Origin of the sequence: Streptosporangium sp. NPDC087985, from assembly GCF_044741965.1 — a bacterium.
In the GTDB taxonomy this organism is placed as follows: Bacteria; Actinomycetota; Actinomycetes; order Streptosporangiales; family Streptosporangiaceae; genus Streptosporangium.
Genome location: NZ_JBIUTQ010000008.1, coordinates 63,150 through 86,237, shown reverse-complemented (window position 1 = coordinate 86,237; position 23,088 = coordinate 63,150). Strand labels below are relative to the sequence as shown.

Sequence of the window (23,088 nt, the reverse complement as noted above, 5' to 3'; positions counted from 1 at the left end):
AGATCTTCCACATCCGGATGGTGACAGGACGTCAGGGCCGAGGTCAGAGTCCGGCCGGCGGACGGGCTATCTATATGTGCACACACATCTAATGCACACGAATTTAATTCGCATGCATTTAATGTTTGCGCATGCTAGGATCCGCGACATGAGCGAGGGGTACGTGGTCCGCGCGTGGCGAGAGGTGCTGGCCAGGCACGCCACAGCCACCTGCGCGCTGGAGCGCGAGCTCTCCGAGAGACACGGCCTCGGGATGAGCGAGTTCGAGGTCCTGGAGCAGATGGTCGAGGGTGGCCAGGAGAAATACCGGGTCCAGGAGGTGGCCGACGCGGTCCACCTGAGCCAGAGCGCCTGCTCACGGCTGATCGCCCGCCTGGAGAAGTCGGGCCTGGTACGCCGGGCGATGTGCGAGGCCGACCGGCGGGGCGTCTTCGTCCTGATCACCGACGAGGGCCGGGCCCGCCACGCGGAGGCCCAGCCCACCCACCGCGCCGTGCTGTCCGACGTCTTCGGCCGTGAGCAGCCCTCACGACCCGAGCACGCCGCACTACGGACCTGAAACGCACTACGGCCCCGAAACGACCCCGCCCCTCCGGCTCCGGCCGACCCCTCCAAGGGCGGCACCCCACTTAGCGTTGGGATTGTTCTCGAAATCCAGGAACAGTCCCAACGGATCAAGAAAACCGCAGCCGATCCAGCCCGGCACCCACCGTCGCCTCAGATCTCAGGGCGCGACCGTCCCTGTTTCCGGCGGTACGGCGAGCTGCCCGGCGATGCGGCGCGCGACCCCGTCCAGTTCGGCGACCGGACCGCGCTCGGCACGGTCGGTGCGCCGGGCGCCCGAGGTGGCGCTGCCGATGACCCAGAAGAACATCAGGCCGTCCGGGTCGGCCCACACGGTGAGGTCGTTCGTGGCCTGCAGTCGTGGCCGCTCGTCGTCGTAGGCAATGGCCGTGTAGACGCCATGGGCGTGGAGCGCCTCCTGCAGGCGGTGGACGGCGACGACCGCGGCCTGCCGGGAGGTGATCGCGTTCAACACCCTGGCCGCCGGTGTGCCGGGACAGGGGATCATGGCCGACTCCTCTCATGCTTGTGGGTGTGTGGCCCCGGGATGTCTTCCGGTACGGCCCCGGGGGCCGATCGGATACCGGTGACGTGTCCCGGGGCCACTCGGACTGGCAGACCTCCGGCGACCCCGCGGCTACGGGGGCGTGGTGCGGGGTCACAGCGGCGGGAAAGGGCCTGCCAGCGGTTCTTTGGGGGGCAAGGACATGGATGAGGGGCAGTGACATGGGTGACGGGCGAGAACATGAGTGAGGGGCCGTGGCAGGGGTGAGGGATCGGCGACATGGTTGAGGGGCGGGGTCACCGGGGAGACGCGTGGCGCCCCCAGGCGGCGTAGGCCAGTAGGTCGTCGGCCGAGAGCGGACCCCGGAGGACCGTGTTCACCACCGGCCGGGTCCGCAGCTCCCCATATAGGACGGCCAGCCGGGCGGCGGCCCGCTCCGGTTCGACCGCCCAGGTCCATAGCGGCCTACCGCGCCCCCTCACCACGCCGGGCACGATCCACCGGAAGCGGTGCCCGTCGGTACGGACGACCAGCCCGACCCAGACGGAGATCAGGACCTCCCCCGCCGACGAGAAGGGCTGAACCTCAGCGACGACCCCGTGGTCGCGGATCAGGACACTCACCAGTTCCCTGGCCTGGCGTGCCGCAAAGGGCTCGACTGGGAGCATTTGACCGGTGGTGACCAGCGGGGAGGACCTGGAGTGCATGCTCTTAGTGAACAGCCGGTTACAAGAGGGAACAGGGAGCGCCTCTCCCCCTTCCTCGACGGGGAGGATCCCTCCCCGCCTGGGGGTGAGGGATCTTCCCCACCGCATCAGGCGGTGGGTACGAGCCTGATCTTGTGTGCCAGGTCGCGCGCTTCGTCTCGTACGGTCGCCCCGCCCGTGGTCATCAACTCGCTGACGGCTGAGCGCGTGAACAGATTGAAGGCGACCGTGTCGGGGCTGATGCCGTAAGCCCTGTTGAGCAGGTGAACGGTCGCGAGCGGCTCTTTCCTGAGATAGAAGCCACGGGCGATCTCCACGGTGTGGAATGCCCTGCGGGTTTTCGACGGGATGGCGGTCAGGTCGATCCGGTCCCCCTGCTTGGTGGCCTCGTGGCCGTTGGTCAGGTCCGCGGCCATCGTCACGGCGTACGCGTCGACCATGCCGAGCCCGAACATCAGCCACGGGTGATGCCCGTCGAGGGACTGAGCGGTGCGGCGTGCTCCGTCCCAGTGACGTTCAGCGTCACCACGACGGCCGATCTTGGCATGGGACAGGGCCATGGCGAGTTGCAGCAGGCCCCAGAGGCTACGGTCTTCGGCGTTCTCGGGCCGCAGCAGCCGACCGGCCTGGTCGGCGAGGTCGATCCGGGCCTCGGCCTGCTCCCCCGCATCACGCCACACGTGGTTGAGATACCAGGACGCCGCCGCGATCGCCTTGGGGTCATCGGCATCCTGGGCGGCCTGCATTGCCCTGTCGCCGGTCATCAGGATGAGCTCTGGGTACGGCTGAAACGACAGGTAGAGCTGCACCAGATGGTAGATCTGCGCGAGCGAACTCAGCGCGCGGCGCCGATCGACGCTTTCGAGAAGCCGCACGGAGGTGCGGGCATCGTCAAGCAGACGGGGCAGGATCGTGGCCACAGCGGTCCGCTGGTTGGGGGAGCCATGCCACACCATCCACGCCTGCGCGACATTGGCCGCCAGCGTGTCAGCGGATACCGGTTCGCGGTCGGAGACTGCCAGCGGGTAGGCGGCGAGGGTCCGCACGATCACCGAAGCCTGGTCATGCGTGTTCTTGCCGTAGGTGGCCGTGGTGAGACGCTGCTCCCCGGTGAGTTCGGCGAGGTCGTCGACCCGCAGGATCCCGGCCATGCGGATCAGCATGTTCAGACCGGGCATGCCGATCTTGCCGATCTCGATCGCCTTGGCCCAGTCTCCGCTCCGGCCACACAACTCACCGAATACGGCGCGCGACATGCCGGCTCGATCACGGAAAAACCTGACCCGGCCACCAAAGGTGGTGAGCGTGTTGCCTTCGGGCATGGCCCTGCACCTCCTGGGAATCGACCTTCTCAGGCTAAGCGTGCGGGGCCCGTTTCCGACGGGATTACCTGGCTCTGATTACCGTGCCTCAGCGATTTTCCAATGCCTGAATCACCACATATCTTGCCTAACAAGATATGTTGGTTTTCATGAGTTCACGGACGATGACGGAACCCGCGTTCCTCGTCCTCACCGCGCTGGTCGACGAGCCACGGCACGGCTACGGGATCGTGCAGGAGGTCGAGAAGGTATCCGGCGGGCGGGTGCGGTTGAAGATCGGCACGCTGTACGGCGTGCTGGACCGGCTGGCCGCCGACGAGCTGGTGGTGCTGGACCGCGAGGAGGCGCAGCAGGGAAGGCTCCGCCGTTACTACCGGCTCACCGAGTCCGGGGCGCGCGCCCTGGAGGCGGAGGCCGTACGGCTGGCTGGAAACGTGGAAAGCGCCCGCGAACGGCTGCGTGCCCGGTATGCGGGGGGTATGGCATGAGCCTTCTGGAAGACCGCTACCGATACGTGTTGCGCCTGTTACCCGCCTCCTACCGCGCCGAGCGGGAGGAGGAGATGGTCGGCGCCTTCCTGGAGGGTTCGGGAGGGCTCTCCGATGCCGACAACCCCCGGCCGCGCTGGTCGGAGATCGCCAGCGTGGCCGCCCTGTCGATGCGGGTGCGCCTGGGGAGCACCGGCGCGGCGCCGAGGTTCTTCGCCTGGGGCGAGGCGGTCCGCCTGGTAGCCGTGCTGGGACTGTTCTTCCAGGCGGTGATGAGCTGTGTCTGGCTCGCGGACCTGCTGAGGCTCTACTGGGGCTTCGGCCCGTCACCCGCCGACTACCAGGCGGCCCTTGGTGCCGCCGGATCAGCGCATCGGCTCTGGGACATCGTGAGGATGTGCACCTATCTCCTGTGGGGCGCGGCCTCCGTCTCGCTCGTCCGCGGTCGCCCGCGCGCCGCGAAGACACTGGCGCTGCTCGCTCTCGCCCTGCTCTACGGCCCCATCATCATCCAGAGCTGGGCGTGGGGCTGGTCTCTAGGCCTCTCGGACTCTCTTCTGCACAGCCTGCCGACCGTCGTGCCTGTGCTGGCGCTGATGGCCGGATTCCACCGTGACGTGCCGCGGTTACGCCACCCCTGGTGGGTGGCCGCCCTGCCCGTCGGCGTCGGCGTCGCGCTCTATGCGATCTTGAGCGTGCTGAACTGGGTGGCGCTGGCGCCGGTCGTCAACTGGCAGTTCTGGTCATGGGTGTGGCCGTGGCTGGGCGAGTCGGGACTGGCCTGTCTGGCGATTCTGGTCGCGAGCGTGGTCTGTGCCGGGACACATCTGCGGACTCCCAGCAGGAGGACCCCCTCCCTGCCACTGGCACTGGCGATCCTGGTCGTGCCCGTGACACTCGACCTCGTTCCCGGCCCCTTCGACGCGGCCGATCCGATCGCCCAGACCATGGCAGCCGTGACCACCGGCCAGTTCGTCGCGCTGCTGCTGTGTGGTCTGGTGCTCATCGTCCTGGCCACCAGGACGATGAGCGCCCTCCCCCAGGTGAATCCCCGGGTTGAGCAGCCCCCCGACAGCCCTTAGCCCCCGGGAGCGGCCCCCGTGTCCCGAGTCGCCGCCCGGCGGGGGCCGGGCGGCGGCCGGGTCACCATGCCGTCAGACGGTCAGGCGGTGATGCGGTCGATGACCAGCGGGAGCAGGTCGGGGTCGGCGGTCTCGCCGATGATGTAAGCGCCCTCCAGGGCGCCGAGCGCGCGCTCGAAACGGGACGTCTCGTCGGCGTGCAGGGTCATCAGCGGCTGGCCCTCGCGGACCAGGTCGCCCGGCTTGGCGTGCAGGGTGATGCCCGCGCCGAAGGACACCGGGTCCTCCTTGCGCGCCCGGCCCGCGCCGAGCCGCCAGGCGGCCAGGCCCACGCCGTACGCGTCGAGCCTGGACAGCACGCCGGACGAGGGCGCGGTGATCTCCATGGTCTCGGCGGCCTTCGGCAGCAGGGCGTCCGGGTCGCCTCCCTGAGCACTGATCATCCGGCGCCAGGCGTCCATCGCCGAACCGTCCTTCAGCGCCTGCTCGGGGTCCTTGCCCCCGGACAGGCCGGCGGCCTGCAGCATCTCGCGTGCCAGCCGTACGGTCAGCTCGACCACGTCGGCGGGGCCGCCGCCGGCGAGCACCTCGACGGACTCGGCGACCTCCAGGGCGTTGCCCACGGCCCGGCCCAGCGGGCGGTCCATGGCGGTGAGCAGCGCGACGGTGGTGACCCCGGCGTCGGTGCCCAGCTCGACCATTGTCGTGGCCAGCTCGCGGGCCTGGTCCACGGTCTTCATGAAGGCGCCGGAGCCGACCTTGACGTCCAGCACCAGCGCCCCGGTGCCCTCCGCGATCTTCTTCGACATGATCGAGGAGGCGATCAGCGGGATCGCCTCGACGGTGCCGGTGACGTCGCGCAGCGCGTAGAGCTTCTTGTCGGCCGGGGCCAGCCCGTCACCCGCCGCGCAGATGACCGCCCCGGCCTTGCCGAGCACGTCGAGCATCTCGGCGTTGGACAGGGAGGCCCGCCAGCCCGGGATGGACTCCAGCTTGTCCAGGGTGCCGCCGGTGTGGCCGAGCCCCCTGCCGGACAGCTGGGGCACGTAGCCGCCGCACGCGGCGACCAGCGGGGCCAGCGGCAGCGTGATCTTGTCGCCGACGCCCCCGGTGGAGTGCTTGTCGGTGGTACGGCCAGGCAGCGCCGACCAGTCCATCCGGGCCCCGGAGCGGATCATGGCCTGGGTCCACCCGGCGATCTCCCGCCGGTTCATGCCGTTGAGCAGGATCGCCATCGCGAGGGAGGACATCTGCTCGTCGGCGACGACCCCCCTGGTGTAGGCGTCGATCACCCAGTCGATCTGCTCGGCGGACAGTTCCCGCCTGTCCCGTTTGGTGGTGATGACGTCGATCGCGTCCATTGTCAGTCCCCCCGACTCAGGTTGTCGGGCCCGAAGGCGTACGGCAGGATCTCCGCCATCGTCTTGGGGCCGTCCACGGTCTCCACGAGTAGTTCGGTGCCACCGAACTCGAACAGCAGCTGGCGGCAGCGCCCGCACGGCATGAGCAGCTCCTCGTGCCCGTCCACGCAGGTGAACGCGACCAGCCGGCCGCCACCCGTGGCCTGGAGCGCGGACACCAGCCCGCACTCGGCGCACAGCCCGATGCCGTAGGAGGCGTTCTCCACGTTGCAGCCGGACACGATGCGGCCGTCGTCCACCAGCGCGGCGGCGCCGACGGGGAACTTGGAGTAGGGGGCGTAGGCGTTGCCCATGGCCTCCACGGCCGCCGCCTTCAGTGCGGCCCAGTCGATCGGGTCCATCAGTGCTGCTCTCCTCGGCGATAGCGCACGCCGTCGGCCTTGGGCATTCGCAGGCTCTGTGAAGCCGCCGAAAGAACCAGCAGCGTCAGCACGTGCGGTGTGATGAAGACGAACTCGTTGGGCAGCTTGTCGATGGTCAGCCAGAGCCAGAGCAGCACCACCGCGGCGAGCGAGGCCACCGCGGCACCGGTGTACTGCCGGACACCGGGCTCACCCGCGGCGAGACGCCTGCGGACCTCGTAACCGGTGTAGATCAGCAGCAGCATGGCGCCGAAGAGCAGCAGCCCGGTGACCGACTGGGAGCTGCGCAGCTGCAGACCGTCGGCGTAGCCGAACAGCGAGGCGCCGACAGCGAGGCCACCCGGCCGCCAGTTACCGAAGATCATTGCCGCCAGGCCGATGAATCCCCGGCCCGCGGTCTGTCCCTCGACGTACTTGGTGGTGACGAAGACCAGGAACACGCCACCGAGGCCGGCCATCGCACCCGAGATGACGGTCGCGATGTACTTGGTCCGGTAGACGTTGATGCCCAGCGACTCCGCCGCCCACGGGTTCTCGCCGCACGACCGCAGCCGCAGCCCGAAGGACGTGCGCCACAGGACGAAGAACGTCAGCGGGATCAGCGCCACAGCCAGGATGACCAGCACATCCACATCATGGGTGAGACCGCGCAGGATTCCGGCGATGTCGGAGACCAGGAACCAGTGCGTGTTCTCCAGCTTCCCGAGCAGGTCGGGGCCGCTGGACAGGATCGGCAGGCTGACGCTCGGGGCCTCGGAGGCGAGTCCGGGTGACGAGGTGATGCCCGCGCCCTTGTCCGCCGCGACCGTGCCCGGCGCGTACAGCACCTCGGACAGGAACCGGGTGATCCCGGGGCCGAGGAGGTTGATCGCCACACCGCTGATGATGTGGTCGACGCCGAACGTCACGGTCGCGATGGCGTGGATCAGGCCGCCGAGCGCCCCGCCGATCAGACCGGCGATCAGCGCGGCGGCGGCCCCCCACTGGTAGCCGGCCCATCCGGCGAACCAGGTGCCGAGCACCATCATGCCTTCGAGGCCGATGTTGACGATGCCCGCGCGCTCGGCCCACAGGCCGCCGAGTCCGGCCAGCGCGATGGGTACGGCGAGCAGCAGGGCCGCCGAGAACGTCCCCGAGGACGTGAGTTCCGGCGCACCCGCGACCATCCGGGCGAGTGACAGGAGCAGGATGAGCAGCGCCACACCGACGAGCGCCAGATGGTAACGGCGCACGCGGCGGGCCTCTGAGGTGGCCACGGACGTGGTCATGCGGCCACCTCTGCTTGGCTAGTGGTACCGATTTGACGGGCGGCTCGCCGTTCCTCCTGGCGCATGGACACCCGGCTGGTGATCTCGTTGGCGATCACGACCAGGAGCACGATCGTGCCCTGGATGATGGCGATGACGGACGGGGGGATCTCGGCGAACTGCAGCGGGGCGGCGGCCCGGTCCAGGAAACCGAAGAGCAGCGCGGCCATCGCGATGCCCACCGGCTTGTTCCTGCCGAGCAGGGCGACCGCGATGCCGAGGAAGCCGAGGCCCGCGGTGAAGTTCGAGCCGTAGGCGTGGGTGCGGCCGAGGAGCTCCGGCAGGCCGATGAGGCCGGCGATCGCGCCGGACAGGACCATCGCGGAGATCACCATGCGCTTGGGGTTGACTCCGGAGGCGAGCGCGGCTGAGGCGTTCAGGCCGCTGGCCTTGACCTCGAAGCCGAACCTGGTCCGTTCGAGCACCACCCAGATGACCACGCCCACCACGATCGCCACGGTGAGGAAGCCCCACAGGCCGCCACGGGGCGCGGGCAGGCCGAACATCTGGAACAGGAAGTCCAGGTTGGGGAACCATCCCGACTCAGGGAGTCCGGGGGTCGACGTCGTGAGCTGCCCCTCCGCGCGTTCCCCGGTGAACGGGCCACGTACGAGGAAGGCCGCGAGGTTGATCGCGATGTAGTTGAGCATGATCGTGGAGATCACCTCGTTCACCCCGCGCGTCACCTTGAGCATGGCCGGGATGAGCGCGTAGAGCCCGCCCACCACCATCGCCACGACGATGATCACGGTGATCTGGATGGGCCCGGGCAGCACGAACTGGGATCCCACGAAGGCGGCGACGATCGCCGCGATGCGGTACTGGCCCTCGACACCGATGTTGAAGAGGTTCATCCGGAAGCCGATGGCGACCGCGAGGCCGGCGATGAACAGCGGGACGGCGCGGTTGAGGATGAACGTGATGGCGTTGACCACCTGCGCCTGGGTGTCGCCGAAGTCGAACATCGCCTTGAGGGCGGTGATCGGGCTGGCCCCGGCCGCGAGAATGGCGATGCTCGACACCACGACGGCGAGCAGGACCGCCACCGCAGCGCCCACCAGGGTCAGCAGGGTGCGTTGCAGCCTCGCGGGCATCATGACTGTTCCTCCGCGATGGCCCCGGTCATGTATCCGCCGAGCTGCTCGGGGGTGACCTGGCTCGGGTCGAGACGGGCGACCATGCGCCCGCCGTAGATGACGTGAAGACTGTCCGACAGGCCGATCAGCTCGTCGAGGTCGGCCGAGATCAGCAGCACGGCGAGACCTTCGGCGCGGGCGTTGCGCAGATGGTCCCAGATGGCGGCCTGGGCTCCGACGTCCACTCCACGGGTCGGGTGGGCGGCGATGAGGAACTTCGGTTCACCGCTCATCTCCCGTCCGACGATCAGCTTCTGCTGGTTTCCGCCGGACAGCGCCAGGGCGAACGTGTCGATGCTCGGCGTACGGACGTCGTATTCGCTGACGATGCGCTCGGTGTCCTTGCGCGAGGCCGGGCGGTTCACCCAGATCCCCTTGCGGGCGGGCTCCCTGGTCTGGTGGCCGAGCACCCTGTTCTCCCACAGGGACGCCTCCAGCAGGAGTCCCTGGCGGTGCCGGTCCTCCGGGATGTAACCGATGCCGCCCTCACGCCGCCGTAGCGTCGACCAGGTCGTGATGTCCTGCTCACCGAGCAGGATCTGCCCCTGGTCGATCGGCTGAAGGCCCATGATGGCCTCGATCAGCTCGGACTGGCCGTTGCCCTCGACTCCCGCGATGCCCACGACCTCGCCGGCGCGCACCGGGAAGGTGACATCCGAGAGGAGCGGCTTGGCGGCGCCTTTCCCGATGGTCACGCCCCGCACGTCGAGTACGACGCGGTCGGTGACCGTGGACTCCCGGGTCTCCGGGGTGGGCAGCTCGCTGCCGACCATGAGCTCGGCGAGCTGTTTGGCGGTGACCGCGCCGGGGCTGACGCTGGCGACCGTGGTGCCGCGCCGGATCACCGTGATGGCGTCGGCGATGCTCAGCACCTCGTCGAGTTTGTGCGAGATGAAGATGACGGTGAGACCTTCGGCCTTGAGCTCGCGCAGGTTGGCGAAGAGCTCGTCGACCTCCTGCGGCACGAGGACCGCCGTGGGCTCGTCGAGGATGAGGACGCGGGCGCCGCGGTAGAGGACCTTGAGGATCTCCACCCGCTGCCGGTCGCCGACACCGAGCTCCTCGACCATCCTGTCGGGGTCGACATGGAGTCCGTGGGTCTCGGCCAGCTGGTTGATGCGCCTGCGCGCGCCCGCCGTGTCCAGCAGGCCGGCCTTCTTCGGCTCGGCGCCGAGGACGATGTTCTCCAGCACGGTCAGGTTGTCGGCCAGCATGAAGTGTTGGTGCACCATTCCGATCCCCACCGCGATCGCGTCGCTGGGGGTACGGAAGTTGACGTCTTCGCCATTAACCCTGATCTTGCCTTCGTCCGGCCGCTGCATCCCGTACAGGATCTTCATCAGCGTGGACTTGCCCGCGCCGTTCTCGCCCACGATGGCGTGCACCGTGCCGGGCTTGACGGCGATCCGGATGTCATGGTTGGCGACGACGCCGGGAAAGCGTTTGGTGATTCCCTCCAGTTCCACGGCGGGTGGCGCCGCGGCGAGGGTGTCCGGGCTCGTCGACAATGCGTTCTCCTGGAGAGCCTGGCCGGCTCACTGGATCGTGATGGAGAGGGAGGGACGAGGGATGACTCACCTCGTCCCTCGGAGGTCGCCCCCCGCGGTCCGCTCGGACACGCGGGGGCACGGACTTACGGCTTCGAAGGAACGGTGACCGAACCGTCGACGATCTTCTTCTTGGCCTCGTCGACCTTGGCGGCGACGTCGTCGATGAACCCGCCGGAGGTGGACAGGCCCACGCCGTCGACCTTCAGGTCGTAGACGTTGTTCTCGCCGCCCTTGGCGCCGCCCTGGAAGGCCTTGATGAACTCGAACACGCCGACGTCGACGCGCTTGATCATCGAGGTCATGATGACCTTCTTGAGGTCTTCTTCCTTGACCGTCTCGTACTGGTCGGAGTCGACGCCGATGGCCTGCTTGCCGGCTGCGGCCGCCGCCTGGAAGACGCCCAGGCCCGAGTCACCGGAAGCATGGTAGACGATGTCCGCGCCGTCCTGGTACATCTTCTCGGCGGCGATCTTGCCCTTGTCCGGGGCCTTGAAGCCGCTGAAGTCGCCGTCGGGGGTCAGGTACTTGATGTCAATCTTGATGTCGGATTTGACCGACTTGGCGCCCGCCTCGAAACCGGCCTGGAACTTCTTGATCAGGTCGTTCTCGACACCGCCGACGAAGCCCAGGTGGCTGGACGTGCTCTTCTCTGCCGCCACCACGCCCGCCAGGTAGGAGCCCTGCTCCTCGGCGAAGAGCAGGCCGGTCACGTTCGGCGCGTTGGAGGCCGAGTCGACCACCGCGAACTGGATGTCGGGGTACTCGGTGGCGGCAGCCTTGATGTCATCGCCGTAGGCGAAGCCGACACCGATGATCGGGTTGTAGCCCGCCTCGGCGAGCTGGCGGAGCAGCTCACCACGGTTGGAACCGTCAGCGGACGGGCTGAGCTCCTTGATCTCGGCGCCGAGATCCGTGTGCGCACGCTCCAGGCCCGCGTAGGCCGAGTCGTTGAAGGACTTGTCGCCACGACCGCCGACGTCGAAGGCAAGGCCGATCTTGAGGCCTGACGCCTTGGGGGCCTCGCTGCTCGCCCCGGAGGTCGCGTCGCTCGTTCCCGAATCACTACCGCCGCCACACGCGGCCGCGGCCATGAGCATGGCCCCCGCCGTAGTGACCATTGCCATCTTGCCGAACCGACTGCGAAGCAAGGTGACTCCTCCATCTCTCCGCCGTACCAAATTTTGTGCACGCGCGAAGAAACGCACGGCAACCCTGCACGGAAGATAGTTGGTCGGATACACCACTCCAAACCAGCGCCCAAGTCCGCAACCTGCCTGTTACCGACCTCAGTCGCGACTGTGACCAGAAAAGACGCTATTCGGACGCCCGGACACCGGCCGTCGCCGCGACCGTGGGAGGAGAGATGTGTTCTCCCCCACGGTCCCGGGAGTCAGGACACCGGAGTCCGCCGACGGGGCACGGGTGTCATGGCCCATTGCCCCCGGGCATTCATCGCTCTACTTGTCCAGGTTCAGCGACACGAGCGGCTCGCTGGCGCTGGGGCGCTGCCCCTCCCAGAGCGCGGTCATCGCGGTCGCCGCCAGGAACCGCACACCGGTGCCGATGCAGGTCTCGTCCACGTCGAAGGTGCCCTGGTGGATGTCCCCTAGCTGGAGCGAACCCGGCTTGTGGGTGCCCAGCCGGGCGAAGGCGCCGGGAATGGATTCGAGATACCAGCCGAAGTCCTCGCCGCCCAGGCTCTGCTGCGTCGGTACGACGGCACCCTCCCCGAGGACGCCCGCGGCGGCCTCGGCCAGCATCTGCACGCTGACCTCGTCGTTGACCACCGGCGGCACGCCACGGACGTAGTCCATCCGGGCCTCGACGCCGTAGGCGCCCGCGACCGAGTCGAGCAGCGCCTTGATCAGGTCGGGAGCGGCGTGCCAGGCGTCCTCGTCCAGGCAGCGCACGGTGCCCTCGGCGACGCCGTCGTCCGGGATCGCGTTGGCCACCGAGCCCGCCTCGACCCTGCCCCAGACCAGGCTCAGTGACGAGCGCGGATCCACCCGGCGGGACAGCCCGGCGGGCAACTCCGTGAGGATCTTGGCGAGGGCGAAGACCAGGTCGGCGGTGAGGTGTGGCCGGGCGGTGTGCCCGCCGGGACCGCTCACCCGGATCGCGACCTTGTCGCAGGCGGAGGTGATCGGTCCGACCTTGAGACCGACCTTGCCGACGTCCACCCGGGGGTCGCAGTGCAGGCCGAAGATCCGGTCGACCCCGCTGATGCCGCCCGAGGCCATGACCTCCAGCGCCCCGCCGGGGAGCTCCTCCGCGGGCTGGAAGATCAACCGGACCCTGCCGGGCAGCAGTCCGGCCGCCGCCTGCTGGGCGAGGAAGATCGCGGTGCCGAGCAGGATCGTGGTGTGCACGTCGTGGCCACAGGCGTGGCACACGCCGGGGACGGTGGAGCTGTAGGGCACATCCTTCTCGTCCGGCACGGGCAGCGCGTCGATGTCGGCCCGCAGTGCCACGGTCGGCCCGTCGCCGCTGCCGACCTCACAGATCAGGCCGGTGCCGCGCGGGAGGACCGAGGGGACGAGGCCGGCCGCGGTCAGCCGGTCGGCGACACGCTGTGTCGTGCGGTATTCGGCGAACGCGAGCTCGGGATGCATGTGCAGGTCACGACGGAAGTCGATCAGGTCCCGCTCACGCCCGGCGAGGAACGTGTCGAGTTCTCCCCGAAAATTACGCCCCCGCATTGGTTACCATCCCATCCGCGCCAGCAGTCTGAATCGTCGACGCACTGTGCCACTGCTCAGAATCGTGCGATCCATGGAGCAGTCCGAAAAAATGATCGTCGCACCGATGGGCCGGGGTGGGTGCCATAGGCCACGCCAGCACGACCGATGAACCGCCCGCACGGAAGTGGCAGACCAGTGTGAGACCACCGGCGTGCTGGCGATGACATCGACTTTATCCCTCCTCAGCGACAGCCCGCCGACATCTAAGCCAAATGTTTTGCCGTCCCATCCCCTGCTCCCGCGACGCATGACCCACTCGGACCAGGCCCTATGACCCGGATGGACTAGGGGGCGATAGCCCTACCGGGTGATGCCGTCGCGGTGGTGGTCGGTAGCGGCCCCGTTGAAACATCGGCGACCTGGCAATTTACGTGACCTCAGGTGCCGGTCATCGAACCAGAGAGAGTGATGTAAACCAGAAAAATGCGTGCTTCACTCCGCATATGATCACTAACATCCCGTTCGGGGAGAAGCATTCAAGATTAAGCATTTTTGAACCGAACGAGGGGACCCTGGTGGTCATCCCGTCACTGTCACTCCCCCAGGATGAGCTGCGCAGGATCACCGGTGTCCTGTGTTACGAGGAACGGCTGCTGTTCCTCCTGCTCACGCTGAGACAGCCGGACGTGGAGGTCGTCTACCTCTCCTCGATGCCGGTGGACACCGCGATCGTGGACTACTACCTGAGCTTCCTCGACGACCCCGACGAGGCCCGCACCCGTCTGCAAATGATCAGTTTGGGTGATCCGCACACCAACCCTCTGACCGTGTCGCTGCTGCGCCGCCCGGACATCATCGCGCGGATCCGCTCGCCGCTCCGCCGCGCGACGGGCGCGTGGATGGTGCCGTTCGTGGTCAGCGAGCACGAGGAGCGGCTCGCCGAGATCCTGGGCCTGCCGATCTACGGTCCGGCCACCGCGCTGGCCCACCTGGGGTCCAAGAGCGGCGGACGCATGATCGGCGAGGAGGCCGGGGTGCCGATGCCCCGGGGCTTCGCCGACCTGCGGTCGCTGACCGAGGTGGAGCACGCGGCCCGCGCGCTGAGCCCCACGTCCAAGCTGATGGTCAAGCTCAACAACAGCTACTCCGGGCTGGGCAACGCCATCGTGATCAAAGACGAGCGGCCGCTCACCGCCTGCCACACGAGTTTCTCCGCGGCGCAGGAGACGTGGACGACGTTCGCCGAGAAGATCGCCGAGCGGGGCGCGGTGATCGAGGAGTTCGTCGACGACCTGCACCTGCGCTCCCCCAGCGCGCTGGCGCGGATCACCCCCGGCGGCGCCTACGACGTGGTCGCCACGCACGAGCAGATCCTCGGGGGCCCGAACGGCGACGTCTACCAGGGGTGCTCCTTCCCCGCGCACCCGGAGTACCGCGCCCAGGTCGGCGCGTGCGCCGAGCAGATCGCCCGGGTCCTCGCCGGGCGGGGCGTGGTGGGCCTGTTCGGCATGGACTTCTTCGCCGTCAAGACCGACGCCGGCTACCGGCCCCTGCTGTGCGAGATCAACCTGCGCATCGGCGGGACCACGCACCCGTTCGGCGCCGCGCTGCTGACCACCGGCGCCGCCTACGATCCCGTCACCGGCACGCTCATGCGCGACGGCCGGTCCAAGTACTACGTGGCGACCGACAACTGCACCGCCACCCGCCTGCGGGGCCGTACCCCCGGAGAGGTCGTCAAGCTGGTCCACGACAGAGGCCTCGGCTTCGACCGCGAGTCCCGCACGGGCAACGTCCTGCACATGCTCGGCGCGGTTCCGGAGTTCGGCAAGCTCGGTTTCACCAGCATCGGCGACTCGGCCGAAGAGGCCGCCGCGCTACACCGGAGGACCCTGCTGGCGCTCTCCCAGCAGCCCGCGTAGGCCGAGCACGCCGAGCGCGATCGCCACGACGATGTTCACGGCGATCAGGATGCCGTGCACCACGTAGAAGGCCGTCGGGTGGCCGTCCGCGAGGTTGAAGCCGAGATTGATCCACTCAAAGATCATAAAAACGGCGACGGCGATCAGAAATCCGGCGATCTTTCGCGACATTTGCATGACATCAGTATTCCGTTGCCAGCTCTCTTCCCTGGTCAGCGTGTGGGTCACCTCATACGAATCCGTACGAAGCTACCCTGAGATCACTATGGGGATGAAACATGTCGCACCCATCGGGGTGCTGCTCGCGACGACCGTCTTTCTGGGCGGCTCCGCGCATGCCGAGACCGAGCCCGTCGGCGGCACCAAGCTTGGCGAGCGCGGCCTGGTCGCCCCGCCCGGGGTGAAGGCGCCTCCGAAGACGGCCGCCCGGTCCTACGTGATCGCGGACGCCGACACCGGGGAGGTGCTGGCCGCCAAGGACCCTCACGGACGCTATCTGCCCGCGAGCACGCTCAAGGCGCTGACCGCGCTCACTCTCATCCCGAAGCTCGACAAGAACCAGCGGATCAGGCCGAGCAGCCGTGCCGTGAACGAGGAGGGCAGCGCCGTCGGCCTGGTCTCCAAACCCCTCTACACCGTTCAGGACCTGTTCAAGGCGCTGCTCCTGGTCTCGGGCAACGACGCGGCGATGGCGCTGGCCGAGGCCAACGGCGGCCTGGCCAAGACGTTGCAGGACATGAACGCCGAGGCCAAGCGGCTCCATGCCTTCGACACCGTGGCCAAGACGCCGAGCGGGCTGGACAAGCCCGGTCAGAGCAGTTCGGCCTACGACCTGGCGCTGATCGCCCGGGCCGGGCTCGCCAATCCCGATTTTCGGCGATACATCAGCACGAAGACTGACAAATTTCCAGCCCCCAAGGGCTACTACGAGATCGGCAACCACAACAAGCTGCTCTGGCGCTACAAGGGCATGATCGGTGTCAAGAACGGCTGGACGTCCAAGGCGCTGGGCAGCTTCGTCGGCGCGGCCAGGCGCGACGGTCACACGATCATCGTGTCGATCATGCGGCACGACGGTTACTTCTGGAACGAGGTCGCCGACCTGCTCGACTGGGGTTTCGCCACCCGTGGCAAGGTCACCTCGGTCGGCCGGCTGGTGGACCCGGTCCCCGACGCCGCACCGCTGCCGACCCGCCCGGCCCTCCAGGCCGCCCCGCCGGGGGCGGCGATGACACCGGTGGCGCTGCCCGGCGACACGGCCGGACCCGGCTCCGGAATGATCCTTCCGGTGGGCCTCTCCGTTATAGGGGTGATCCTGCTCGGCGGCGTGTCCTGGCTGGTGTACGGCATGCGCAGGCGTCCCCGCTAGGGAGGGGCCCGACGGCCCTCAAACGGACCCAGAAGGCATGAAAGCACCCCAATAGCACTTCAAGGTGCATAAAAGGATTTAAAGCGTCTTAAAGGGCGCTGAGACCGCCTGGAGGTCTAGACGGGGGCGCCGCCACCGGGGATCGGCGTGGGCTTGGGCGGGGGGCCGAGCGACGCGGTCTCCGTCCAGGCCGCCGAGTAGAGAACCACCCGGGCCGACAGGTTGATCCAGATCAGCAGTCCCACCATCACCGCGAACGCTCCGTAGATGGGGTTGTGGAGCGTCCTCGCCAGGAGGAGCGCGGCCAGCTGTTTGAGCAGGCCGAAGCCCACCGCGCCCACCAGCGCGCCCCGCAGCACCACCCTCAGCGGCTGCCGCGAGCGGCCCGTCCAGCGCAGGACGATCACGAAGAGGACAGTGTCGGTCAGCACGCTGACCGCCAGGCCGACGAGCCAGACCGAGCCGCCGCCGATCACCGACGCCGACAGGCCCAGCCACCCGGCCACGGTCCCGCTGGCCTGAGTGGCGAATCCGCCGACCAGCACCGAGACGATCATCGTGATGCCGATCAGGACCAGGGCCGCCAGGTCGCGGAGCTTGGCCAGGAAGAAGTTGAGCGAGGGCTCGGCTGTCATGGACATCTCACGGAGCGCGCCGCGCAGGGCGTCGATCGCGCCGAGACCGGCGTAGAGCAGACCGACCAGGCCGATGGCCCCGGCACTGGCCCGGGAGTCGGCGATCTGCTGGATGGGGAGCTTGTCGGCGAGGCCGGGCAGATACTGGTTGATGGCCCGTTGCAGGGTCGCGACGGCGTCCGGCCGGACGGACAGGAAGTAGCCGAAGACCGCGAAGGCCAGCGCGATGATCGGGAAGAACGACAGGAACGCGAAGTAGGTCACCGCCCCGGCGAGCCGGCCGCCGGACTGGACCTGGTACCGGTGCACGCTCCTGATCAGATGGTCGAACCAGGGCCACCGGATCCGGTCGTCCTCGATCTTCTCCCGGGCCCGCTCCTGGACCGCCCGGATCCGTCCCCGCACGCTTTTCACTCGCTTCACCTACCCAACCGCCGCCTCATCGTGCGTGGACGCGGGCACGTACTCGCGACGGTTCCGCGGGGACAGCGCCCGGGCGGAGGAAGCGCCCGAGGTTAGAGCGTGGGCAGGAACCCCACCCGGTCGCGGACCTTGGCCATGGTCTCGGCGGCCACCACACGGGCCCGCGCGGCGCCGACGGCGAGCATCCTGTCGAGCTCGGCCTCGTCGGCCAGCAGCTTCTCGGTGCGCTCCCGGATCGGCGTGAAACTCTCCACGACGACCTCGGCCACGTCCTTCTTGAAGGCGCCGTACCCCTGCCCGGCGTAGCGGGCCTCAAGGTCGGAGATCGGCGTCCCGGTCAGCGCGGACTGGATGCGGAGCAGGTTGGTCACCCCGGGCTTGTTCTCGTCGTCGGCGAGGACCTCGGAACCCGTGTCGGTGACCGCGCGCATGACCTTCTTGCGGAGCGGCCCCGGCTGCTCCAGCAGATCCAGGATGCCGCCGGGCGAGGAGGACGACTTGGACATCTTGGCCGTGGGGTCCTGCAGATCGGTGATCTTCTCGACGCCCTTGACGATGTGCGGCCTGGGCAGCGTGAAGGTCTCACCGAAACGGTGGTTGAAGCGCTGCGCGAGGTCGCGGGTGAGCTCCAGGTGCTGCTTCTGGTCGGCCCCGACCGGGACCTGGTCGGCCTGGTAGAGCAGGATGTCGGCGGCCTGCAGGATCGGGTAGGTGAACAGACCGACGCCGGCCGAGCTCTCACCGAACTTCGCCGACTTGTCCTTGAACTGGGTCATCCGGCCGGCCTCGCCCATCCCGGTGAGGCAGATCAGCACCCAGGCCAGTTCGGTGTGCTCGCGGACGTGACTCTGCACGAAGACCGTGGAGCGCTCCGGGTCGAGTCCGGCGGCGAAGAGCTGGGCGGCGGCGATCCTGGAGCGGCGGCGCAGCACCTCCGGCTGGTAGTCCACCGTGATCGCGTGCAGGTCGACGACGCAGTAGAACGCGTCGTACCCCTCCTGCATGGCGACGTACTGCCGCACGGCACCGAGGTAGTTGCCCAGGTGGAAGGAGTCGGCGGTGGGCTGGATGCCGGACAGGACGCGAGGACTGGCCATAGCACGTAATTGTGTCAGGTGTCGGGAGTGGTCGGCGCCCCCGGCTCGGCGGCCGGCGCCTCTGGACCCGAGGAGGCCGGACTCTCCGGATCCGAGGAGGCCGGTGTCTCCGGCGGGCAGGCCCGGCGTTTGATGCGGACCCGCGAGACCCTGCGGCCGTCCATGTCGGTGACCGACATCTCGAACCCCGGGATCTCCACCCGCTCCCCCATCGTCGGCAGATGGCCCAGGGCCGCCATGACGAACCCGCCCAGGGTCTCGTAGGGGCCGTCGGCCAGCCGGATCCCGGTCTCGGTCGCCACCTCGTCGAGGTTGGCCAGCCCGTCGAGCTCGACCTCCCCTGCGGGCAGCACGACCGGCTTGTCCTCGACGTCGTGCTCGTCGCGGATGTCGCCGATCAACTCCTCGACCAGGTCCTCCAGGGTGACGATGCCCGCCGTGCCACCGTACTCGTCGATCACGATCGCCAGATGGTGTCCCTCGCGGCGCATCTCCGAGAGCGTGGCCAGCACCCGCTTGCTGGTGGGGACCAGTTTGACCGGACGGATCGGCACCAGCTCGCTGATCGGCTCGATGGATCCGGTCAGCACCGGATCGAGCAGGTCCCGGATATGGACGAAACCCACGATGTCATCGTAGGAGTCGCGGTAGACGGGGAACCGGGAGTGCGGCATGGCGGCGGCCGTGACGGCGGCCTCGGCCAGCCGGGTGTCGGCGGACATGAACTCCACCTCGGTGCGTGGCAGCATCACCTCGCGGAGCTGCCGTTTGCCCGCCGCGAAGACCTCCGCGATCAGGTGCCGCTCGTCCGGAGCGAGCTCCTGGTGGCCGACCACCATGTCGCGCAGTTCCTCGGTGGAGATCTTCTCTCGGTCGGCCTCGGGGTCGCCGCCGAGCAGCTTGACCACGCCGTCGCTGGACTTGGACAGCGCCCAGATGATCGGCCGCGACAGTGCGGCCATCCGATCCAGGAAGGGCGCGACCAGCAGCGAGATCCCCTCGGCGCGCTGCCGGGCGATCCGCTTGGGCGCGAGCTCGCCCAGCACCAGCGAGGCGTAGGAGATGATCAGGGTTACCAGCACCAGGGAGAACGGGACCGCCACGGCCCTGGGCACACCCCACCCGTCCACGATCGGGATCAGCTCCCGGGCGAGAGTGTCGGCGCCGAAAGCCGCCGACAACATGGTGGCCACGGTGACGCCGATCTGCACCGCCGACAGGAAGCGGTTGGGGTCGCGGGCGAGCTTGGCCGCCCTCGCCCCCCGGCGGCCCCGGGCGTCGAGCTTGCGCACCTGGCTCTCCCGGAGGGAGACCATGGCCATTTCGGCGGCGGCGAAGAACCCCCCGATCAATACGAAAAGCATGACCAAGGCGATGTCCGCCAGGACGCTGTTCACGAGACTGTCTCCGTTGTGGCCGTCGCCCGTTCCGGCTGTGGCCGATATTTGATGTGCAAGCATATGCTGGCGATAGCCTTACAAAAATAAACAGACTCGCACACCATCAAACAGGGGGTTCTGTGAAGCTGCTGGTCACCGGTGGCGCCGGATACATCGGTAGCGTCGTCGCGGCGCAACTCGTCGAGGCGGGCCATCGGGTCACCGTGCTGGACGACCTCTCCACCGGCCACGCGGACGCGGTGCCGGCGGGCGCACGCTTCGTCGAGGGGTCGATCACCGAGGCCGCGGAGGTGCTGCCCGGGATGGACGGCGTTCTCCACTTCGCAGCGAAGTCCCTGGTCGGCGAGTCGGTGGAGAGTCCCGGGCTCTACTGGGCGCACAACCTCGGCGGCACCCTCTCCCTGCTCGACGCCATGCGCGCCGCCGACGTCGGGCGGATCGTGTTCTCCTCCACCGCCGCCACGTACGGCGAGCCGGAACGCTCCCCGGTCCTGGAGACCGACCCCACCCGGCCGACCAACCCGTACGGCGCGTCCAAGCTGGCGGTCGACACCGCGCTGACCACGTTCGCCGGACTGTACGGCCTGGCCGCGGTGAGCCTGCGCTACTTCAACGTCGGCGGCGCCTACACCGGCGGAGACGGACGGGTCTACCGCGAACGACACACCGTGGAGACTCACCTGATCCCCAACCTCCTCACCGTCGCACTCGGCGCACGCGAGTCGGTCAGCGTGTTCGGCACGGACTACCCCACTCCGGACGGGACATGCGTCCGCGACTACATTCATGTGGCCGATCTGGCCCGGGCTCACCTGCTGGCGCTGGAGGCCTGCTCGACGGGAGAACACAAGATCTACAACCTGGGCAACGGCACGGGCTTCTCGGTGCGGGAGGTCCTGTCGGTCTGCCGCGAGGTCACCGGACACGAGATCCCCGAAGTCGTGTGCGAGCGCCGCGCCGGAGATCCGGCGGTGCTGGTGGCCTCCTCCGAGAAGATCCGGCGGGAGCTCGGGTGGAAGCCGGAGCACCCGTCCGTCCGGGACATCGTCTCCGACGCCTGGACCGCCCTGCCCGAGCGCTCTAAAGCAGGTTGATACGGGCCGTGTTGTTGGCGGGGCGGCGGTCACCCACATGGGTGGAGTAGACGGTCGCCTTGACCCGCGGCACGCCCCGGTGAGTACGGAAGGCGAGCCGCAGGCTGACCTGCCTGCCGGGGCGGACCGCGCGCAGCCTGCAGCCGACAAGGCCCAGATACGAGCGGCACCGCGCCCCTGTCGCCGACAGGAAGCGCGCCCGCCGGGTGTGGAGGAAGAGGGCGGCGTCACGGACGGCCCGTGGCCCCCGGTTGCGGACCACCGCGCCCATCGCGACCAGCCTGCCGACACGCGCCCTGCGCGACAGCCGGACCGCCAGATCCGCACCCTCGTCCACCTCCGTCAGCACCCGGGAGGTGTTGTCCGTCTCGTCCACGTCCACGACCTCCGAGGAGAGCGTCGCGGTCGCCGTGAGCGGACCCCGCACACCCGGGCGGACCAGGCCGCTGATCATCACCCCGCCGATGTCGCCGGCCATCACATCGCGCTCGGAGGGACAGACCACCTCGTTGGCCGCCGTGCCCGAATGACACTCGGCGACATTGACACGGAGGATCTCCACCCCTTTGGGCAACCGGATGGTGAGCAGGGGCAGCACGGCGTCCTCGGGTCCGAGGTTGTGCACTTCGACGCGGTAGAGCAGCGGCTGTCCAGGTTGCGCGGCCTTCGGCGAGGTCTCCATCCGCACGGACAGGTCCGCCCCCATCGGATCATCTTCTCCACGGTCCGCCGGCACCGCCCCGGGCGCTCCGACGAGAGCAAGACTGACAATTCCAGCGACGACCCGCGCCACACCATGCGCCATGAACACCGATCCCCCGAACCTCAATGATCATTTAACGCCGGGGCGCCGTTTCACCACACGCGCGACACGCCGCCGATTCCCCGCAGAGTGACCGTCTGGGGGGAGGCGGGCAACCCGGCCGGAACCGGAGCGATCAGACTCTCCACGGCGCGAAAAAGGGACCCCGGCGGACCGGGGCCCCTTTTCACGGGCTCAGACGTGAGGTCAGATGAGGCCGAGCTCGCGGACGGCGGCGCGCTCCTCTTCGAGCTCGCGGACCGAGGCGTCGATGCGCTCGCGGGAGAAGGCGTCGATCTCCAGGCCCTGGATGATCTCCCACCTGCCGTTGCGCGAGGCGACGGGGAAGGAGGAGATGAGTCCCTCGGGCACGCCGTACGAACCGTCGGAGGGGATCGCGGCGGAGGTCCACTCGGTGCCGTTGACCCAGTCGAAGACGTGGTCGATCGCGGCGTTGGCCGCGGAGGCGGCCGAGGACGCGCCCCGGGCCTCGATGATCGCGGCACCGCGCTTGGCGACGGTCGGGATGAACGTGTCGCGCAGCCATGCCTCGTCCACCTGCTCGGCGGCGACCTTGCCGCCGGCCTCGGCGCGGAACAGGTCGGGGTACTGCGTGGCGGAGTGGTTGCCCCAGATGGTCATCTTCTTGATCTCGGTGACCGGGATCTGGAGCTTGGCGGCGAGCTGCGACAGCGCGCGGTTGTGGTCCAGGCGGGTCATCGCGGTGAAGCGCTCCGCCGGGACGTCCGGGGCGTGCTGCTGGGCGATCAGCGCGTTGGTGTTCGCCGGGTTGCCCACGACCAGGACGCGGATGTCGTCGGCCGCGTTGTCGTTGATGGCCTTGCCCTGCGGGCCGAAGATGCCGCCGTTGGCCTGGAGCAGGTCTCCGCGCTCCATGCCGGCCGTACGCGGACGGGCGCCGACCAGCAGCGCGACGCTGGTGCCGTCGAAGGCCCGGTTGGCGTCGTCGGTGACCTCGATGCCGCTCAGCAGCGGGAACGCGCAGTCGTCGAGCTCCATCGCGGTGCCCTCGGCGGCCTTGACCGCCTGCGGGATCTCCAGCAGGCTCAGTTTGACCGGGACGTCGGCGCCCAGCAACTGGCCCGACGCGATGCGGAACAGCAGCGCGTAGCCGATCTGACCGGCGGCGCCGGTGACGGTGACCTTTACGGGAGTCTGGGCCATGACCTTCCCCCACTCGAAGGATGAATTCTGACGCTC

At 68.6% G+C, this 23,088-nt stretch carries 22 protein-coding genes; 6 read left to right on the top strand and 16 right to left on the bottom strand.

Features of this window, described 5'->3' with window-relative positions; genetic code table 11:
* Window positions 1-148 precede the first annotated feature (148 nt).
* Window positions 149-559 carry a MarR family winged helix-turn-helix transcriptional regulator gene (locus tag ACIN94_RS17870; protein ID WP_400706906.1) on the top strand — a complete coding sequence of 137 codons (411 nt, stop codon included), beginning with the start codon at window positions 149-151 and terminating at the stop codon, window positions 557-559.
* A gap of 165 nt (window positions 560-724) precedes the next feature.
* On the opposite strand, the gene ACIN94_RS17865 is transcribed toward ACIN94_RS17870, so the two are convergent.
* The 3 genes from ACIN94_RS17865 to ACIN94_RS17855 form a co-directional block, all read right to left on the bottom strand.
* The gene (locus tag ACIN94_RS17865; protein ID WP_400706903.1) at window positions 725-1,072 is read right to left on the bottom strand and encodes a hypothetical protein; all 348 of its coding nucleotides are present in this window, start codon (window positions 1,070-1,072) and stop codon (window positions 725-727) included.
* Between the two features lie 293 nt (window positions 1,073-1,365).
* Complete coding sequence (locus ACIN94_RS17860) at window positions 1,366-1,776, bottom strand: hypothetical protein (protein WP_400706900.1); 411 nt, start codon at window positions 1,774-1,776, stop codon at window positions 1,366-1,368.
* 107 nt (window positions 1,777-1,883) lie between these two features.
* The gene (locus ACIN94_RS17855; RefSeq protein WP_400706897.1) at window positions 1,884-3,098 is read right to left on the bottom strand and encodes a helix-turn-helix domain-containing protein; all 1,215 of its coding nucleotides are present in this window, start codon (window positions 3,096-3,098) and stop codon (window positions 1,884-1,886) included.
* A 149-nt stretch (window positions 3,099-3,247) separates the two neighbouring features.
* Here ACIN94_RS17855 and ACIN94_RS17850 point away from each other — a divergent pair, with 149 nt between their 5' ends.
* Together ACIN94_RS17850 and ACIN94_RS17845 are read left to right on the top strand one after the other, a co-directional pair.
* The gene (locus tag ACIN94_RS17850) at window positions 3,248-3,586 is read left to right on the top strand and encodes a PadR family transcriptional regulator (RefSeq protein ID WP_400706894.1); all 339 of its coding nucleotides are present in this window, start codon (window positions 3,248-3,250) and stop codon (window positions 3,584-3,586) included.
* Window positions 3,583-4,668 (top strand): hypothetical protein, encoded by a 1,086-nt coding sequence (locus ACIN94_RS17845; protein ID WP_400706891.1) that lies wholly within the window; start codon window positions 3,583-3,585, stop codon window positions 4,666-4,668. The genes ACIN94_RS17850 and ACIN94_RS17845 overlap by 4 nt, the downstream gene beginning before the upstream one ends.
* Before the next feature lie 80 nt (window positions 4,669-4,748).
* Here ACIN94_RS17845 and ACIN94_RS17840 read toward each other — a convergent pair whose 3' ends face one another.
* From ACIN94_RS17840 to ACIN94_RS17810, 7 genes are all read right to left on the bottom strand, one after another.
* Window positions 4,749-6,029, bottom strand: a complete 1,281-nt coding sequence (locus tag ACIN94_RS17840) for a thymidine phosphorylase (protein WP_400706888.1) — start codon at window positions 6,027-6,029, stop codon at window positions 4,749-4,751.
* Between the two features lie 2 nt (window positions 6,030-6,031).
* Window positions 6,032-6,430 carry a cytidine deaminase gene (locus ACIN94_RS17835; protein WP_400706885.1) on the bottom strand — a complete coding sequence of 133 codons (399 nt, stop codon included), beginning with the start codon at window positions 6,428-6,430 and terminating at the stop codon, window positions 6,032-6,034.
* Entirely contained in the window at window positions 6,430-7,719 is a 1,290-nt protein-coding gene (locus tag ACIN94_RS17830) for an ABC transporter permease (protein WP_400706882.1), read from the bottom strand. The genes ACIN94_RS17835 and ACIN94_RS17830 overlap by 1 nt, the downstream gene beginning before the upstream one ends.
* Complete coding sequence (locus ACIN94_RS17825; protein WP_400706879.1) at window positions 7,716-8,855, bottom strand: ABC transporter permease; 1,140 nt, start codon at window positions 8,853-8,855, stop codon at window positions 7,716-7,718. The genes ACIN94_RS17830 and ACIN94_RS17825 overlap by 4 nt, the downstream gene beginning before the upstream one ends.
* The gene (locus tag ACIN94_RS17820) at window positions 8,852-10,402 is read right to left on the bottom strand and encodes an ABC transporter ATP-binding protein (RefSeq protein WP_400706876.1); all 1,551 of its coding nucleotides are present in this window, start codon (window positions 10,400-10,402) and stop codon (window positions 8,852-8,854) included. Before ACIN94_RS17820 ends, ACIN94_RS17825 begins: the two co-directional genes overlap by 4 nt.
* Window positions 10,403-10,527: 125 nt before the next feature.
* Window positions 10,528-11,592 (bottom strand): BMP family protein, encoded by a 1,065-nt coding sequence (locus tag ACIN94_RS17815; RefSeq protein ID WP_400706873.1) that lies wholly within the window; start codon window positions 11,590-11,592, stop codon window positions 10,528-10,530.
* Window positions 11,593-11,901: 309 nt separating this feature from the next.
* Window positions 11,902-13,143, bottom strand: coding sequence for a M20 family metallopeptidase (locus ACIN94_RS17810; protein ID WP_400706870.1), 1,242 nt, complete (start codon window positions 13,141-13,143; stop codon window positions 11,902-11,904).
* A gap of 557 nt (window positions 13,144-13,700) precedes the next feature.
* Here ACIN94_RS17810 and ACIN94_RS17805 point away from each other — a divergent pair.
* A complete protein-coding gene (locus ACIN94_RS17805) occupies window positions 13,701-15,047 on the top strand; it encodes a peptide ligase PGM1-related protein (protein WP_400706867.1) in 1,347 nt (448 codons plus the stop codon).
* Here the strand turns inward: ACIN94_RS17805 and ACIN94_RS17800 are convergent.
* Window positions 15,003-15,275 (bottom strand): SCO4848 family membrane protein, encoded by a 273-nt coding sequence (locus ACIN94_RS17800; protein ID WP_400706864.1) that lies wholly within the window; start codon window positions 15,273-15,275, stop codon window positions 15,003-15,005. The two genes, ACIN94_RS17805 and ACIN94_RS17800, sit on opposite strands and share 45 nt — an antisense overlap.
* 43 nt (window positions 15,276-15,318) lie before the next feature.
* Between ACIN94_RS17800 and ACIN94_RS17795 the strand changes: the two genes are divergently transcribed.
* Window positions 15,319-16,416: a D-alanyl-D-alanine carboxypeptidase family protein gene (locus tag ACIN94_RS17795; protein ID WP_400706861.1), complete on the top strand. Its 1,098-nt coding sequence runs from the start codon at window positions 15,319-15,321 to the stop codon at window positions 16,414-16,416.
* A gap of 116 nt (window positions 16,417-16,532) precedes the next feature.
* On the opposite strand, the gene ACIN94_RS17790 is transcribed toward ACIN94_RS17795, so the two are convergent.
* The 3 genes from ACIN94_RS17790 to ACIN94_RS17780 form a co-directional block, all read right to left on the bottom strand.
* Window positions 16,533-17,465 (bottom strand): YihY/virulence factor BrkB family protein, encoded by a 933-nt coding sequence (locus ACIN94_RS17790; RefSeq protein WP_400706859.1) that lies wholly within the window; start codon window positions 17,463-17,465, stop codon window positions 16,533-16,535.
* A gap of 101 nt (window positions 17,466-17,566) precedes the next feature.
* Window positions 17,567-18,571 (bottom strand): tryptophan--tRNA ligase, encoded by a 1,005-nt coding sequence (gene trpS, locus ACIN94_RS17785; RefSeq protein WP_400706856.1) that lies wholly within the window; start codon window positions 18,569-18,571, stop codon window positions 17,567-17,569.
* 14 nt (window positions 18,572-18,585) lie between these two features.
* Window positions 18,586-19,968, bottom strand: a complete 1,383-nt coding sequence (locus ACIN94_RS17780; RefSeq protein WP_400706853.1) for a hemolysin family protein — start codon at window positions 19,966-19,968, stop codon at window positions 18,586-18,588.
* Between the two features lie 122 nt (window positions 19,969-20,090).
* Here ACIN94_RS17780 and galE point away from each other — a divergent pair, with 122 nt between their 5' ends.
* Window positions 20,091-21,065, top strand: coding sequence for a UDP-glucose 4-epimerase GalE (galE, locus tag ACIN94_RS17775; RefSeq protein ID WP_400706850.1), 975 nt, complete (start codon window positions 20,091-20,093; stop codon window positions 21,063-21,065).
* Here the strand turns inward: galE and ACIN94_RS17770 are convergent.
* On the bottom strand, window positions 21,052-21,771 hold the full coding sequence (locus tag ACIN94_RS17770; protein WP_400706847.1) for a hypothetical protein: 720 nt from the start codon (window positions 21,769-21,771) through the stop codon (window positions 21,052-21,054). The genes galE and ACIN94_RS17770 overlap by 14 nt on opposite strands.
* Before the next feature lie 303 nt (window positions 21,772-22,074).
* A complete protein-coding gene (locus tag ACIN94_RS17765) occupies window positions 22,075-23,052 on the bottom strand; it encodes a malate dehydrogenase (protein ID WP_400706844.1) in 978 nt (325 codons plus the stop codon).
* Window positions 23,053-23,088 lie beyond the last annotated feature (36 nt).

What these genes read in the sequence shown, in the direction of transcription:
- ACIN94_RS17810 (WP_400706870.1), bottom strand. Translation starts at nt 13,143, where the DNA reads ATGCGGGGGCGTAATTTTCGGGGAGAACTCGACACGTTCCTCGCCGGG.
- ACIN94_RS17835 (WP_400706885.1), bottom strand. Translation starts at nt 6,430, where the DNA reads ATGGACCCGATCGACTGGGCCGCACTGAAGGCGGCGGCCGTGGAGGCC.
- ACIN94_RS17795 (WP_400706861.1), top strand. Translation starts at nt 15,319, where the DNA reads ATGAAACATGTCGCACCCATCGGGGTGCTGCTCGCGACGACCGTCTTT.
- ACIN94_RS17870 (WP_400706906.1), top strand. Translation starts at nt 149, where the DNA reads ATGAGCGAGGGGTACGTGGTCCGCGCGTGGCGAGAGGTGCTGGCCAGG.
- ACIN94_RS17845 (WP_400706891.1), top strand. Translation starts at nt 3,583, where the DNA reads ATGAGCCTTCTGGAAGACCGCTACCGATACGTGTTGCGCCTGTTACCC.
- ACIN94_RS17770 (WP_400706847.1), bottom strand. Translation starts at nt 21,771, where the DNA reads ATGGGGGCGGACCTGTCCGTGCGGATGGAGACCTCGCCGAAGGCCGCG.
- trpS (WP_400706856.1), bottom strand. Translation starts at nt 18,571, where the DNA reads ATGGCCAGTCCTCGCGTCCTGTCCGGCATCCAGCCCACCGCCGACTCC.
- ACIN94_RS17765 (WP_400706844.1), bottom strand. Translation starts at nt 23,052, where the DNA reads ATGGCCCAGACTCCCGTAAAGGTCACCGTCACCGGCGCCGCCGGTCAG.
- ACIN94_RS17850 (WP_400706894.1), top strand. Translation starts at nt 3,248, where the DNA reads ATGAGTTCACGGACGATGACGGAACCCGCGTTCCTCGTCCTCACCGCG.
- ACIN94_RS17860 (WP_400706900.1), bottom strand. Translation starts at nt 1,776, where the DNA reads ATGCACTCCAGGTCCTCCCCGCTGGTCACCACCGGTCAAATGCTCCCA.
- ACIN94_RS17830 (WP_400706882.1), bottom strand. Translation starts at nt 7,719, where the DNA reads ATGACCACGTCCGTGGCCACCTCAGAGGCCCGCCGCGTGCGCCGTTAC.
- ACIN94_RS17825 (WP_400706879.1), bottom strand. Translation starts at nt 8,855, where the DNA reads ATGATGCCCGCGAGGCTGCAACGCACCCTGCTGACCCTGGTGGGCGCT.
- ACIN94_RS17865 (WP_400706903.1), bottom strand. Translation starts at nt 1,072, where the DNA reads ATGATCCCCTGTCCCGGCACACCGGCGGCCAGGGTGTTGAACGCGATC.
- ACIN94_RS17840 (WP_400706888.1), bottom strand. Translation starts at nt 6,029, where the DNA reads ATGGACGCGATCGACGTCATCACCACCAAACGGGACAGGCGGGAACTG.
- ACIN94_RS17855 (WP_400706897.1), bottom strand. Translation starts at nt 3,098, where the DNA reads ATGCCCGAAGGCAACACGCTCACCACCTTTGGTGGCCGGGTCAGGTTT.